Raw genomic sequence first — 14,056 nt, 5'->3', positions numbered from 1 at the left:
ATGGTTCTATAAACTAGGTTTCGATATTCTCCACCCATCGGCGTAAATCATCGTTTACCATAGGTTTAGCAAATAAGAAACCTTGTAAATAATCGACGCCCATTTCTGAAAGTGTGAGAGCTTCTTGTTCTGTCTCAATGCCTTCAGCGACGGTTTTACAACCAAATTGTTTGGCTATAAATAGAGTTGCTCTGATTATTGCTTCTCCGCCTTGATGCATGTTTAGCACAAAAGAACGATCAATTTTTATGGTGTCAAAATTGAGTGTTTGTAATTGACTCAAGGAAGAATAGCCAGTGCCAAAATCGTCAATTGAAACCTGTACATTTCTTGCCTTAATTGCATTGAGTTTGGCTTTCACTTTGACTTTGTTATCGGCGAACATAGACTCAGTTATTTCCAAGTGAAGTCGCTCTGGTTGTAATTTACTGGTTTTCAGTGCTCTGTCTAATATATCGATAAAATCAGAGTCTAATAATTGAATTATTGATACATTTACTGAAACAGAGGCGTTTGGACTATGCTGCCATTGGCTTGCATCAATACAGGCTCTATTGAGTACCCAAGCTCCAATTTCATGGATTAGACCTGATTGTTCTGCAAGGGGGATAAAGGTGTCTGGTCCAACTAAGTTGCCATTAAAATTCCAGCGTAATAATGCCTCAAACGACCATGGTTGTTTGGTTTTACATTTCACTATAGGTTGGTAGCAAAGGTACATCTGTTTATTGTTAATGGCTTCTTGCAGTCCATCTCGCAGATTTTCAATTTGTTTAAGATTCTCAAATAAATCTTGTGAAAACATTCTTGGTGCAGACAAATGCAATTTCTTTTGTTCGAACATGGCAAAATCAGCCAATTGTATTAATTCTGTCTCACTAGAGGTATGTTCAGGCAACATCGCAATACCTATGGTGGCACTTAAGTACAATTGATTAGACATAACATCTAAAGGCTGTGAAATACGGGCTAACAACGCATTAGCTACAGAAATAGCCGTTTCATGGTCGGCATACGGCAGTAGCATCAAGAATTCGTCACCGCCCCAACGTCCAGCTTGGTAATCGTTAGCAAACGCGCCTATTCGACCGGCAACTTCGACTAAAACAGCATCACCAACCTTGTGACCCAAGGTGTCATTAATCTTTTTAAAACCGTTTAAATCGATGAATAACAAGGCTACCGAATGCCCACTTTTTATGCTTTTAGCTGCTGTTTCAGATAATTGCTGGATGAAGGCTGAGCGGTTATAAAGTTGGGTTAACGGATCCAAACTAGATAGCACTCTAATTTCGTCGGTACGTCGCTCCACTTCTTTTTCTAACGACTCGTTGGTAACGTTGAGTTGCTTATATGCTTCAGAAAGCTTGCCATTGACTTCATCTACTTGGGCTGCTTCTTTATGCATTTTTTCTAAGATATACGCATTTTCATTGCGAATTTTAACCGATTCTTCGGTTAAATCTGCCGCTCGTGCTGCGGAAAAGGCGACCGAAAGGTTGTACAAAATGCCCAAGCATCCTAAATAGAAATGAATACTGATACCGGAAAATAATGCCATGCAAGAAACTGGCGTTAGAAGTAAGACGGTGTAAAGTATCGCGGCTCTTTTATGTCCAGAAAGTGCTGAATTAGCGCCACTTGAAAGTGTACAAAGCATGGCAAACGTCAATGCTAATTCGGTTAGGTCCATACTGTCATAAAACACCACAGCATAGATACACCACATCAAAGCCAATGATATAACACCAAGCACTACTCGATTTCTTGCGCGGGATGGCTCGTATTTCTTGCGTCGTAATTTGATAAACCAATACAGCCAATCGGCGAACCTTAGACTTGTAATGATAGCTACAATAACGAGCCAAATAACTTTTAGACTGTGGGTGTTAGGGGGGTCTAGAGCAAAAACCAGAAAAAAAGCAGCAACTAAACTGCCGATCAAACCGAAAAGAACATTTTCGTATATACCGTTAGTTTTGTCCCGCAAATTTGCCCGAGCAATTTCAAAAACGTTGTTAATGGCAGAACCCCTTATAAAAACCAGCCAAATTGCTCAAACAGCGCACATTATATATTTCAACATCATACAACTTTTAGGTTAGTTAAAAAACAAACAACTACGATGGTCCTGTGTACCTAGCGTACAGATTGACTCAGGTTAAGAGCTAAATTATTATTTTAAAACAATTTATGACTCTCATTATCGTATTTTATTTCTTTTTCTTAGGCCGCTTAATTTTCTTTTTCTCAGATTTAGGTTTCTTCTTTTTGACTGGCGCTTTGGCTTCTTTATTTTTAGGTCGCAATTCTTCAATAACACGACGTTTAAAACGTTGTTGAGTGTAGCGTTCGATTTTTGCAATGATTCCCATTTCGTGGGCTTCAGCAATCGATATCGCAGTCCCTTTTTTGCCAGCTCTGCCTGTCCTACCAATTCGATGTACATAAATATCAGCGGTTCTGGGTAAATCGTAATTAATCACATGGCTTATGTTATCTACATCAATACCTCGTGAAGCAACGTCGGTGGCCAGCAATATGTTTATCTCACCGTCTTTGAAACGTTGTAATGCGCTATTGCGTTTGTCCTGTGGCATCTCACCTTGTAACCAAGAGATTGTAAATCCATCTCTTTCGAGCATTTGTTTAAGCTGGTTGAGTCTATCTCGAGTTTTTACAAATACCACCGCAGACTGAATTTGGTTAGCAAGAATACTTTTAAGCAGGTTATATTTATGCGCGGGATCGTCTGCTAAATGAATCCATTGCAGGATCTTTGCGTGTTCCTTGCGACTTGGCGTGGCTTCTAGCGATACTGGGTTGGTTAACAGATCTTTGGCGAATCGTTCAATTCCAGCGCCTTCAAGGGTTGCCGAAAACAACATTGATTGCTTGCGCCAGCGGGCCTCAGATGCAATCTGATTCACTATCGCAGAAAAGCCCATATCTAACATGCGATCTGCTTCATCTAACACTAAGCTTTCAATATCTCGACAATCGAAGCTTTCTTTTTCAATATGTTCGAACAATCGACCTGGTGTCGCCACTAAAATGTCTAGGTTTTTCTCTAGGGTTTCACGATCTGTTCCATAATTAATACCACCCGTAATCACCCCACACTCTAAATCCGTATATTTTGTGATTTGCAGCGCTTGCTCATAAACTTGCAACGCCAGCTCACGGGTAGGAGTCAATATTAGAATTCGGCATGAGCCTGGTTGTTGGCGCGGAAAGTCCAGTAGGAACTGACATGCGGGCAACAAAAATGCTGCTGTCTTACCTGTACCTGTTGGTGCATTGGCTAAAATGTCTTGTCCTTCCATGGCGGGAGGTATCACCAAAGATTGAATACTGGTTGGGGATGTGTACCCCATATCGGCAACTGCTTGACATAATTTTTCGTCAAGATCTAATTCTTCAAACATATTTTTCCGTGGAGGTTAGTACCATTTACATAATTGTCGCAATTATAGAGGACTTATCCAGTTTAGGGCAGCCTTAATTAGATTCTGTCGTTTTCATCAGGAATAATTCGACCCTAATCCGGCTGATATGCTTGTTTAAACTCGCGAATTGCGTTTATTCGCTTCTCATCTAGCCGTAATTTAATGTTTTTACCGGTTGCGCCGGCCTCTATAATCGATTTTACTTCAACTTTCATCGCCGCTTGATAAGCATTCCAGATGAATTCAGCCTGTGGGTAATCTCTGTTTTCAAGCCCGGTACGTCCCTTTGCATCGGCAATACATGTTGTCAGTAAATTGTTGAAACGCTCCGGCTTACGCCAAGCATCACAATGGTTTAATACTTTTAATATAGTGGCAGGTCGAAGCTCCAATGCACGATGAATGTGAGTGTGATACTCACTGGTCATAATCGCTAATTCTTTACATTCATTTGGTACTTTCAAACGTTCACTTAATGCGCGTATTGGTGCGACACCTAACTCTTCATGTTCTCGGTGCGAGGGCCACTGAGCCGGATCGGTGAGACCTTTACCAAGGTCATGAACTAAAGCCGCGTAGCGGATCGCCAAATTATCACTAAGTTTAGCCGCTTGTTGAATCACCATCATCGTATGAATACCGGTATCTACTTCTGGGTGCCATTGCACTGGGTTTGGAATTCCCCACAAAACATCCAATTCAGGAAACCATACTTTAAGGGCACCGCATGCTCTGAGAACTTCAAAAAAAATGTCAGGGTCTTTTTCCAATAAAGCTCGAGAAGTTTCTTTCCAGACCCGTTCAGGTACCAAATGATCTAACTCACCTTGATCCACCATTTGCTTCATCAAGGATGCCGTTTCAGGCGCAATTTCAAAGCCGTATTGATGATAACGTGCGGCGAATCTAGCAACGCGTAGTACGCGTAACGGATCTTCAACAAAAGCAGGTGACACATGTCGTAATAGGCGGTTATGCAAATCATTTTGACCATTAAAGGGGTCGATCAATTGCTGATTTTTATCTAACGCCATGGCATTGATGGTTAAGTCTCTGCGTTTTAGATCTTCTTCAAGAGTAACGCTACTTTCACTGTTTACTTCAAAGCCTGTATAGCCTTTCCCGCTTTTTCGTTCAGTACGCGCTAAGGCATATTCTTCTTTGGTTTTGGGATGCAAAAATACCGGGAAATCACTGCCGACCTGCTCATATCCAGCCGCTAACATTGAATCTACTGTTTCTCCCACTACTACCCAATCTCGGTCGCTTACTTTGCGGTCTAGTAATTTATCGCGTACAGCGCCACCTACTAAAAAACAATTCATCAGTTAACAACTCACTTTATCGTCGGACTATAAATCCTATAGTAAGCAGTCTTTGAGTTAACCTCAAATAGTGTTACCTTATTCGTCGCAAATTTGGATTGGTTTTTATAAGCACATATGTACCTGAATTATTTTGGATTATCCGATAACCCTTTTTCAATAGCGCCTAACCCTGATTATCTTTATATGAGTCCTCGCCATAAAGAGGCGCTCGCTCATTTAATTTTTGGTTTACGTGAAAGTGGCGGCTTTGTGATGCTCACCGGTGAGGTAGGTACAGGGAAAACCACTGTCTCGCGAAAATTATTGCAACAATTACCCGACAATACCCAAGTGGCAATGATTCTCAATCCAACGCTCTCTGCAATCGAGTTATTGGCAAGTATTTGTGATGAATTAAAAATTCGTTACCTTAAAAAGCAAGCAAGCCTTAAATACTTCACCGATAAAATACTAACTAAACTCACAACAAATCATTCACACGGCATTAATACAGTGCTTATTGTTGATGAGGCGCAACATCTTTTACCTGAAGTATTAGAGCAACTGCGGCTGTTAACCAATTTAGAAACAAATCGGGAAAAACTTTTAAAAGTGGTATTGATAGGTCAACCTGAATTACAGCAATTATTAAAACGTAATGAACTGAGACAGTTAGCACAACGTATAACGGCCAGATACCATTTACTGCCTTTATCCTCAATAGAAGTCAAAAATTACATTTCCCATCGTCTGTCTGTGGCTGGCGGACACGAACGTATTTTCAGCAAACCCACTTTGCAAGCCATTTATCAGATAACCGGCGGCATTCCACGGGTGATTAACTTGCTTTGCGACCGCGCTTTAACGTTGTCTTTTACAAAACAACATGCAATTGTTCGTCGCCATATTTTTATTGCAGCAGCGAGACAAATACTTGGCGATGATGTGGTAAAACAGCGGCAAGGAAAACAATGGACCTTGATATTGGCCGCATGCTTCCTTGCCGCTGCGTCTGTCGGCTATATGGTAGGAGGCTAACATGACCCAAAAGATCAGTGTAGACCAACTCAAAGCCGGTATGGTAATCATCAAAGTTACCGCCCAAAACGGACCAGTTAAGATAAAAAAATCAGGGCTTGTGAGCAGCTCTGATATGGTAAAGGCGCTAGCTGAAATGGGCGTGCAGGAAGTTGAAATTGATCCTGACATGACAGTGGAGGTTAAAAAGCCGAAAATTGCCAAATCAAAAACCCAGCAATTGGTTGAAGATACCAGCACGGTTACCCAGAATATTGACCAAGGCATATCAGAGCAGTTTAATCGCAGTTTATTTTTGCCTTCAGTGCAAGAGTTACCAGAAGCATGGCAATACTATGGTAAAAAATCGTTAATCGCATCAGTGGTAGTAGCAGGCGGATTTTGCGTGGGTTTAGTGTTAGCAAATTTGACGACAGTTACGCAGTTAATTCATCAGTCGACTGACACCGTGCAAACGGCAGCACCGCTTCCTAACAGTAGCATCACCGAAGACGAACTTGAAGAGCAACAAGACTCACAAGTTACTGAAAAACAAACCAATATTGAACCAAGTGATATGGTTGACGTTAAACCGGAACAGCCTATTATCGAGCAGCCTAAAACACCACCGTCAAATCAAAAGCAAGATAGCAATGAAAATGTCTCGGTTGACGAAACGGCGCAATTATTAGCAGAGCAACAAGCTGAACAAGAACAAACAAAAGCAGACGAACAAAATAATATTCCACCAGAATTATTACAGCGCTTCCGAAATGCGTTGGCTTCCATTGGCGATGAAACACCGGTTGATCCAACGGATGATGCACAACCGATAAGAGATGTTCCGGCAGTCAATGAACTTCCTGCGTGGGTACTAACAGAACTGCCCAGTATGGCATTCTCTGCTCACATGTATGTTTCTGCCCCAGAAGAACGATGGGTTAGGGTGAACGGCAAAAGGGTAGTAGAAGGGCAGGAAATTGAGGATGGGCTGGTTTTAATAGGAATCGAGCCACAACACGTGATTATGACGTTTAAAGGACAAGAGTTTAGTATGGATGCGCTGTCTGACTGGTAATCATTGTTGCTTTGCAATGGGCATTCAAATTTAAGCTTAAATGCCCAATATGTCTTTCTAAAGTGCGGTGATTAAAATTTCTTTTAAAAACTTGGTCAAATTTAGTCCAAACTCTTCGGGGCGAACGGCACTGATAATTTTTACATTGACTTGACTTAAATCGATTTTTTTTACTTCTGAATAGCTAGCTGTTTTTAAGTTATAAAAAGCCGCGACTATAGGCTTCATTGGGGTTTCTTTATTGCCCCGCATTATTATTGCCAATCTATCATTGTCGAGTTTTACAAGTGAGCCTACAGGGTGTACGCCCAAACACTTAATGAATTGAGCAACCAATACTTGATCGTAGCTTTCATCGCTTAGCAGTTTAACCAGTGCTCTGGAAGGGGTTACCGCTTTTCTGAACGGCCGATCATTAATCATTGCGTCGTAGCTATCAACAATCCCCGCCATTCTGGCATATTCGCTGACATCATGATCAGTTTGTGCATCGGGATAGCCGGAACCATCAATTCGTTCGTGATGGTTAAAGATAATATCTTGTACTGATGCTGCAACATCACCACAGCGGTCCACTAAGTCGAGACCAATGTCTACATGAGTCGTAATAATTTCTTTTTGTTGCGGTGTGAGCTTTCCAGCAGATTGGGTAATGTCTTTTGGCATATTTGTCATACCAACGTCCATTAACAAACCGGCTAAACTTAACTCTTCAATTGCTTGCCGACCCATATCTCTGTACTTTGCGAACATTGTCAACAAAATCGAACAATTCAAAGAATGTTCCAGCAAGTATTTTCCTGACTTATTCAGCAAAGTTAAACAACTCAGGCCGTTTGGCATGTTGAATACTGACTCAATTATATTTGCACTTAAATCTTTTACATCAGAAAGTGAGGGAGTATCGTTGGCGGCTAAACGTTTAAAGAAACGGCTTTGGATCGTCAACGCTTCGTCATATAGTTTAGTCGCAGCTTCAAGTTGTTCACTATCGCTAAAAGATGTCTTCTTAGGACTTACTGGGGCAGTATTTTCTTGTGTTGTGCTTTCTTTGGGTTCCGAATTTACCGGTGGAGGAGGAAGGTTGCTGCGCGAAATATCAATTTCGACTTTGGTTACACCTTTGGACTTTAAGATATCAATTGATTTGACTGATTTAACAAGGCCTTTGGTTTTTATTCTAAGTTTGCCGTTTTGTTCGATAACATCATTAACAAACATGCCTGGCTTTAAATCTTCGATTTTGATCGCTTCAAGCATTACTACCCAGCACTCCCAACACACTTTTTTAGTATTTAAAATTGACGGGCATTTTAGCCCAATAATAATTTCAAATCTCTATTTAAATGGTGGTTTACTGCTTAAAACATACATCCAGGCAAGGATTTTACTCCATTGAACCTGGATGCTGTTTTGATTGGAGAATTATCTTAACCAAGCAAATGCGTTGTTTTCGTAATCCAATATTTTGTCATCTAATTCCAGCGTTTGACCAATCGCATCAAGCCCTTTAATCAAGTTGTTTTTATGATGCTCAGGTATATCAAAGTGATACTCCTGTTCAGCAACTTTTACAGTTTGATTGGGTAAATCAATGAAAATTTGTGTTTCAGGGTTATCTTTTACAATGCTGAACAAATTATCCATTTCTGAGCTGCTAAGGGTGATTGGTAATAGTTGATTATTAATACAGTTGCCATAAAAAATATCTGCAAAACTGGTGGCAATAATTACGCTATAACCAAAATCGGCAAGTGCCCAAGGTGCATGTTCGCGACTTGAACCGCAGCCAAAGTTTTCACGAGCTAAAAGAATGCTAGCACCCTGATACTCAGGTTTAGTGAGAGCAAAGTCAGGGTTAACTTCTTGTTCGTGCAAATCTAAATAGCGCCAATCGTGGAATAGGTGTTTACCGTAACCTGTGCGAGTCACTCCGGTTAAGAATTGCTTTGGAATGATCTGGTCTGTATCCACATTGGCTTGGTCAAGTGGTGCTGCTGTACCCAAATGGGTTGTGAATCCTGTCATCATCTGCTCCTACAAATCTCGTACATCAATGAAGTGGCCAGTGATCGCAGCCGCTGCTGCCATTGCTGGAGAAACTAGGTGGGTTCTGGCACCTCGGCCTTGGCGACCTTCGAAATTTCGATTACTCGTTGATGCACATCTATCACCGGCTTTCAGAATATCGTCATTCATACCCAAACACATTGAACAACCTGGTAACCGCCATTCAAAACCAGCATCAATGAAAATCTGATCGAGTTTTTCTTCTTCAGCTTGCTGTTTTACGGTCACTGAACCAGGCACCACAATGGCTGTAACACCGTCTACTACCTTACCTTTTTGAGCAATTGCCGCCGCAGCTCTTAAATCTTCGATTCGGCTATTAGTACAAGAGCCAATAAAGACATTATTAACCGAAACATCAGTTAGTTTTGTACCTGCTTTTAAGTCCATATAAGCAAGTGCTTTAATGGCTGATTCACGCTCAATAGGATCGCTGAAATCTTGCGGTGTTGGAATCGTGTTGGTTACACCCGTTACTTGGCCAGGGTTCGTTCCCCAAGTAATTTGTGGTGCAATGTCTTTGGCTTGCAATTCAACTACTTTGTCAAAATGCGCACCATCATCAGAATGCAGGGTTTTCCAATATGCGACTGCATTATCCCAAGCTTCGCCAGATGGCGCATATTCGCGACCTTTAATATATTCAAAGGTGGTTTCATCAGGCGCGATAAAGCCTGCTTTTGCACCCGCTTCAATGGTCATGTTACATACTGTCATGCGCTCTTCCATGGTCAAACCACGAATTGCTTCACCTGCATATTCAATAACGTAACCGGTTGCGCCTGCATGACTAATAGTACCAATAATCGCTAAGATGATATCTTTTGCTGTGATGCCAAGGGGAAGTTTGCCATCAACATTAATTAACATACTTTTAGCTTTGGTTTGTTTTAATGTTTGGGTTGCAAATACGTGTTCAACTTGCGAGGTACCAATACCAAAAGCAAGGGCCCCGAAAGCGCCATGAGTTGCAGTATGTGAATCACCACAAACCACCGTCATTCCGGGTAGAATTAAGCCAAGCTCAGGTCCAATAACATGGACTATACCTTGTTTTTGATGGCCTACAGGGAATAATTCAATGCCATGTTCTTTACAGTTATTGGCTAAGGTTTGTAGCTGTAATTGATTTTCTGGTCCACAAGCATCAATGGCTAATGAGCGAGTAGAAATACTGTGATCCATAGTCGCGAAGGTTTTATGGGGACATCTAACTTTACGTCCCTTGTCATTTAATCCTGCAAATGCCTGAGGTGAGGTCACTTCATGGATTAAGTGACGATCGATATAAATAAGAGTATCGTCACCCAATTGGTCGACAACATGGGATTCCCAGATTTTGTCGTATAATGATTTTGCCATTTTTAATTCCTAAATTTAAATCTGAGCCTACTGGCTAATTCTAGTTAATTTGTACGGAAGATAATATGTGCTGACAAATTACATCACCCACTTGCGACGTAGTGTTAGCAAGATGACGTTTTTCTGGTGGAAGTAGTTCCCCAGTCAATACACCTTCAGCTAATGCTTTACGTACCGCATCATCAATTTGGTCTGCTGCTTTTGTTTGATTTAAGCTGTAACGTAGCATCATTGAAGCAGATAAGATTTGGGCAATTGGATTGGCGATGCCTTTGCCCGCTATATCCGGCGCTGAGCCCCCGGCTGGTTCGAACATACCAAATCCGCTTTCATTCACACTTGCCGATGGTAATAAACCCATAGAGCCCGTAATCATTGCGCATTCATCAGATATAATGTCGCCAAACAAGTTAGAGCAAAGCATTACGTCGAACTCGTTGGGGTAACGAAGCAACTGCATAGTCGCGTTATCGATATATATATGTTCTAAGGTTACTTCTGGATAATCTTTTGCGACTTCCTCAGTAACTTCACGCCATAATCGTGAGCACACTAATACATTTGCTTTATCAACTGAGGTGACTTTTTTACCGCGTTTCATTGCAGCTTCAAAGGCGCTTTTGGCAATACGACGAATTTCTCGTTTTGAATAACGCATGGTGTCGTACGCAAACTGTTCTTCACCTTCGCCTTCTAAGCCTTTAGGTTGGCCAAAATAAATGCCACTAGTAAGTTCTCTGATAACTAAAACATCAAAGCCGCTTGCCGCAATATCAGCGCGAAGTGGAGATAAGGCTTCTAAACCAGGGTAAATTTTTGCAGGTCGTAAATTACTAAATAAATCAAAATGACCACGTAACGCCAGCAGCGCGGCTCTTTCTGGGCGTTGCTCTAGAGGTAAACTGTCCCACTTAGGGCCACCAATCGAACCAAACAAAATAGCATCTGCTTGTTCGCATCCTTTTAGCGTGTATTCTGGTAGCGCCTGCCCGTGATTATCGATGGCTAAGCCACCTACATCATATTCGTTCAGAGTGAATGACAACCCACAGGTTTTTTCAACTGCACTGAGTACTTTTCTAGCCTCAGCCATTATTTCCGGACCTATACCGTCTCCTGGTAATACGGCAATTTCATAATTAGACATGTACTTATTAAACCCCTGCAATTTTTATTTGTTGTTTCTTCTGTTGATCAATTTGGTCGGCTAAATGTGTATTGTTTAAAACGTAAATCAGTGCCTTTACACCGGACTCTACGATGTCAGTGGCTAGGCCAATACCGTTAAAGCGGCGGCCATTATATTCAGCAATCAAGCTTACTTGAGCTAATGCATCGGCGCCTTCACCTTTAGAGTCGAGTTTGAAGTCAACCACATCTACGCGGCTGTGCCCAATGGCTTTCGTAATGGCGTTAAATGCTGCGTCTACAGGGCCATTACCAACCGCTGACTCAGTGATTTCAATTTCACCGATACGCATTTTGACGGTGGCACTAGGAATGATTTCTCGCCCCGAGTTTGCCTGTAAATAAAGCAATTCGAAATGAGCTTGCTCTTGTTTTTGTTGATCAAAAAACAACAGTGCTTCTAAATCGTAATCAAACACCTGACCTTTTTTGTCGGCCAATTTCAAAAATGCAGCGTAGATTGCTTCTAAATCGTAATCACTCTCTTTGTAACCTAATTCGGTTAATCGATGTTTAATAACGTGGCGACCTGAACGTGATGTAAGATTCAAGTTGTTTTTGTTTATGCCCACGCTTTCCGGTGTCATGATTTCGTAGGTATTTTGCGCTTTCAATACGCCATCTTGGTGAATACCGGAAGAGTGACTAAACGCATTAGTACCGACAATGGCTTTATTGGCCTGAACTGGCATATTACACAGCTGACTTACTAATTTAGAGGTGCGTGAAATTTCGTGGGAGTTGATGTTGGTTTGTAATCCCAACATGGCTTGACGGGTTTGCAAAATCATTGCAATTTCTTCTAAAGAGCAGTTACCTGCTCGCTCACCAATACCATTAATTGTTGCTTCAACTTGTCGAGCGCCGTTTTCAACCGCCGCCAATGAGTTGGCAACAGCCAAACCTAAATCATTGTGACAGTGTACAGAAATTGTTGCTTTGTCGATGTTTGGAACGCGGTTAAATAGGTTTTTGATGATGCCGCCAAATTCTGTTGGCGTCGTGTAGCCCACAGTATCAGGGATATTCACTGTTGTTGCGCCAGCGGTTATGGCAGCTTCAACCATACGACACAAATAATCGATATGCGTGCGTCCAGCATCTTCACAGGAAAATTCCACATCATCGGTATAGCGGCGCGCATGTTTTATGGCATGCACTGCCATTTCAACAATTTCATGTTGGGATTTTTTAAGCTTTGCACCAACATGAATATCAGAGGTGGCAATAAAAGTATGGATACGAAATTGATCTGCGACCTTTAACGCTTCACCGCAGGCATCAATATCTTTTTCTAGGGCTCTAGATAATCCACATACAGTGGCGTTTTTGATTTCTCTTGCAATACTTTGTACAGAAGCGAAATCACCCGGTGACGAAACTGGAAATCCTGCTTCTATAATGTCTACGCCTAATCTTTCAATGGCAAATGCTATTTGCAGTTTTTCTTTAACAGTGAGACTTGCTGGCAGCGCTTGTTCGCCATCACGCAAGGTTGTATCAAATATTTTCACTTGATTAGACATATTTTTTCTCCTGTTAAGTATATTGCCCATATAAAAAAACCCGTGCGTTGCACGGGTTTTAAAATCAGTTGTGACATTTACAACCTACCCGTGCAGTCTCGCTGCCAGAAGTAGTAGGATGTTGAGTAAAGTTGCTTTACGTAATGTCACATTGCTCTCAATTAATCAAATTTTGAGTAAATTCTCTAGTGGTGTATTTGTATCCTTTATCGGCCTATGCGTCAACCTTAGATAATAAATCCTTATATATCGCTTTGGAATAACTAACCTGTTCTCGGGATAAGCAGTGCTTTATTGGTCTCATTTTTGCAGCCACTTTGCTTAACAAAAAGGTATATCCTTGAACTATCTTTGAGGATTCATTTATTTGCTGTTCGGTTATTAACTACTTGTAGGTTTTCCAGTTAATTGTGGTGGATAAAAGTAATTCTCTAAGGCTGAGTGTTCTGGGAATGGTTTTGCCTTTGTGGTTCCAACTATGGCCGCAACAAGCAGCTGTAATATTGCCTTTATTTGGAATCAATAAGGTTTTACTTTGCAATGAATGGTCATACTCACCAAGAAATGTTCCGTTGAAATCAAACCAGCCGTGTTTGTTGAAATGTAATTTATGGTTTTCTTTGTCTATTCTATCAACAGAGTCTAATTCTACTGTTTCTATGCCCATATCACTGATGCAAATAGGCGATGGCAAACCCATACGAACATGGCTTTGAAACCATGCCAATAATTTTTGCGGATCGTATTTGGCGCTCACACATTTAGCCGCTTGTTTAGCTTGCCAACTGCCGTTGTGGACGTCTACTTCGATGGGGTAACTTTGAGCTAGTAAGTATTCAGCTGCATTTTTAATATGATAAGGCAATCCTGACAACCTACGCTGTAATAACCGTATATTGTTGACAGTACTCTTGCTTAATGACAGCAATTCTCTTTCATACAGGGCATTGCACAGCTCGGCAAAATGGCGCTGTCTTTGATCGGAGGCGAATATATCAACTTGTTGTTGATGATTGGTATCGGACATTATCTGACTTATATCAGACAATTAGGGTAGTT

At 41.3% G+C, this 14,056-nt stretch carries 11 protein-coding genes; 2 read left to right on the top strand and 9 right to left on the bottom strand.

Annotated elements, in window-relative coordinates; translation table 11 throughout:
- Positions 1 to 13 precede the first annotated feature (13 nt).
- The 3 genes from KO530_RS02590 to KO530_RS02580 form a co-directional block, all read right to left on the bottom strand.
- On the bottom strand, positions 14 to 1,756 hold the full coding sequence (locus KO530_RS02590; RefSeq protein ID WP_354667857.1) for a putative bifunctional diguanylate cyclase/phosphodiesterase: 1,743 nt from the start codon (positions 1,754 to 1,756) through the stop codon (positions 14 to 16).
- A 457-nt stretch (positions 1,757 to 2,213) separates the two neighbouring features.
- Positions 2,214 to 3,428 carry an ATP-dependent RNA helicase SrmB gene (gene srmB / locus KO530_RS02585; RefSeq protein ID WP_216046840.1) on the bottom strand — a complete coding sequence of 405 codons (1,215 nt, stop codon included), beginning with the start codon at positions 3,426 to 3,428 and terminating at the stop codon, positions 2,214 to 2,216.
- Between the two features lie 113 nt (positions 3,429 to 3,541).
- The gene (locus KO530_RS02580; protein WP_216046839.1) at positions 3,542 to 4,774 is read right to left on the bottom strand and encodes a multifunctional CCA addition/repair protein; all 1,233 of its coding nucleotides are present in this window, start codon (positions 4,772 to 4,774) and stop codon (positions 3,542 to 3,544) included.
- 117 nt (positions 4,775 to 4,891) lie between these two features.
- Here KO530_RS02580 and KO530_RS02575 point away from each other — a divergent pair, with 117 nt between their 5' ends.
- A complete protein-coding gene (locus KO530_RS02575; protein WP_216046838.1) occupies positions 4,892 to 5,794 on the top strand; it encodes an ExeA family protein in 903 nt (300 codons plus the stop codon).
- Position 5,795: 1 nt separating this feature from the next.
- On the top strand, positions 5,796 to 6,851 hold the full coding sequence (locus tag KO530_RS02570) for a general secretion pathway protein GspB (RefSeq protein ID WP_216046837.1): 1,056 nt from the start codon (positions 5,796 to 5,798) through the stop codon (positions 6,849 to 6,851).
- Between the two features lie 57 nt (positions 6,852 to 6,908).
- Here KO530_RS02570 and KO530_RS02565 read toward each other — a convergent pair whose 3' ends face one another.
- The 6 genes from KO530_RS02565 to KO530_RS02540 all read right to left on the bottom strand — a co-directional run bounded on the left by KO530_RS02565 (position 6,909) and on the right by KO530_RS02540 (position 14,024).
- On the bottom strand, positions 6,909 to 8,111 hold the full coding sequence (locus KO530_RS02565; RefSeq protein ID WP_216046836.1) for an HD-GYP domain-containing protein: 1,203 nt from the start codon (positions 8,109 to 8,111) through the stop codon (positions 6,909 to 6,911).
- 165 nt (positions 8,112 to 8,276) lie between these two features.
- On the bottom strand, positions 8,277 to 8,879 hold the full coding sequence (gene leuD / locus KO530_RS02560; RefSeq protein ID WP_216046835.1) for a 3-isopropylmalate dehydratase small subunit: 603 nt from the start codon (positions 8,877 to 8,879) through the stop codon (positions 8,277 to 8,279).
- A 9-nt stretch (positions 8,880 to 8,888) separates the two neighbouring features.
- A complete protein-coding gene (leuC, locus tag KO530_RS02555) occupies positions 8,889 to 10,283 on the bottom strand; it encodes a 3-isopropylmalate dehydratase large subunit (RefSeq protein ID WP_216046834.1) in 1,395 nt (464 codons plus the stop codon).
- A gap of 40 nt (positions 10,284 to 10,323) precedes the next feature.
- Entirely contained in the window at positions 10,324 to 11,430 is a 1,107-nt protein-coding gene (gene leuB, locus KO530_RS02550) for a 3-isopropylmalate dehydrogenase (RefSeq protein WP_216046833.1), read from the bottom strand.
- Between the two features lie 7 nt (positions 11,431 to 11,437).
- A complete protein-coding gene (leuA, locus tag KO530_RS02545) occupies positions 11,438 to 12,997 on the bottom strand; it encodes a 2-isopropylmalate synthase (RefSeq protein ID WP_216046832.1) in 1,560 nt (519 codons plus the stop codon).
- 385 nt (positions 12,998 to 13,382) lie between these two features.
- Positions 13,383 to 14,024 carry a hypothetical protein gene (locus tag KO530_RS02540; protein WP_216046831.1) on the bottom strand — a complete coding sequence of 214 codons (642 nt, stop codon included), beginning with the start codon at positions 14,022 to 14,024 and terminating at the stop codon, positions 13,383 to 13,385.
- Positions 14,025 to 14,056: the final 32 nt, after the last annotated feature.

Origin of the sequence: Aliiglaciecola lipolytica (assembly GCF_018860635.1) — a bacterium.
GTDB classification, from domain to species: Bacteria; Pseudomonadota; Gammaproteobacteria; order Enterobacterales; family Alteromonadaceae; genus Aliiglaciecola; species Aliiglaciecola lipolytica_A.
Note: the sequence above shows the minus strand (reverse complement) of the source record. Positions and strands in the feature narration are given on the sequence as shown.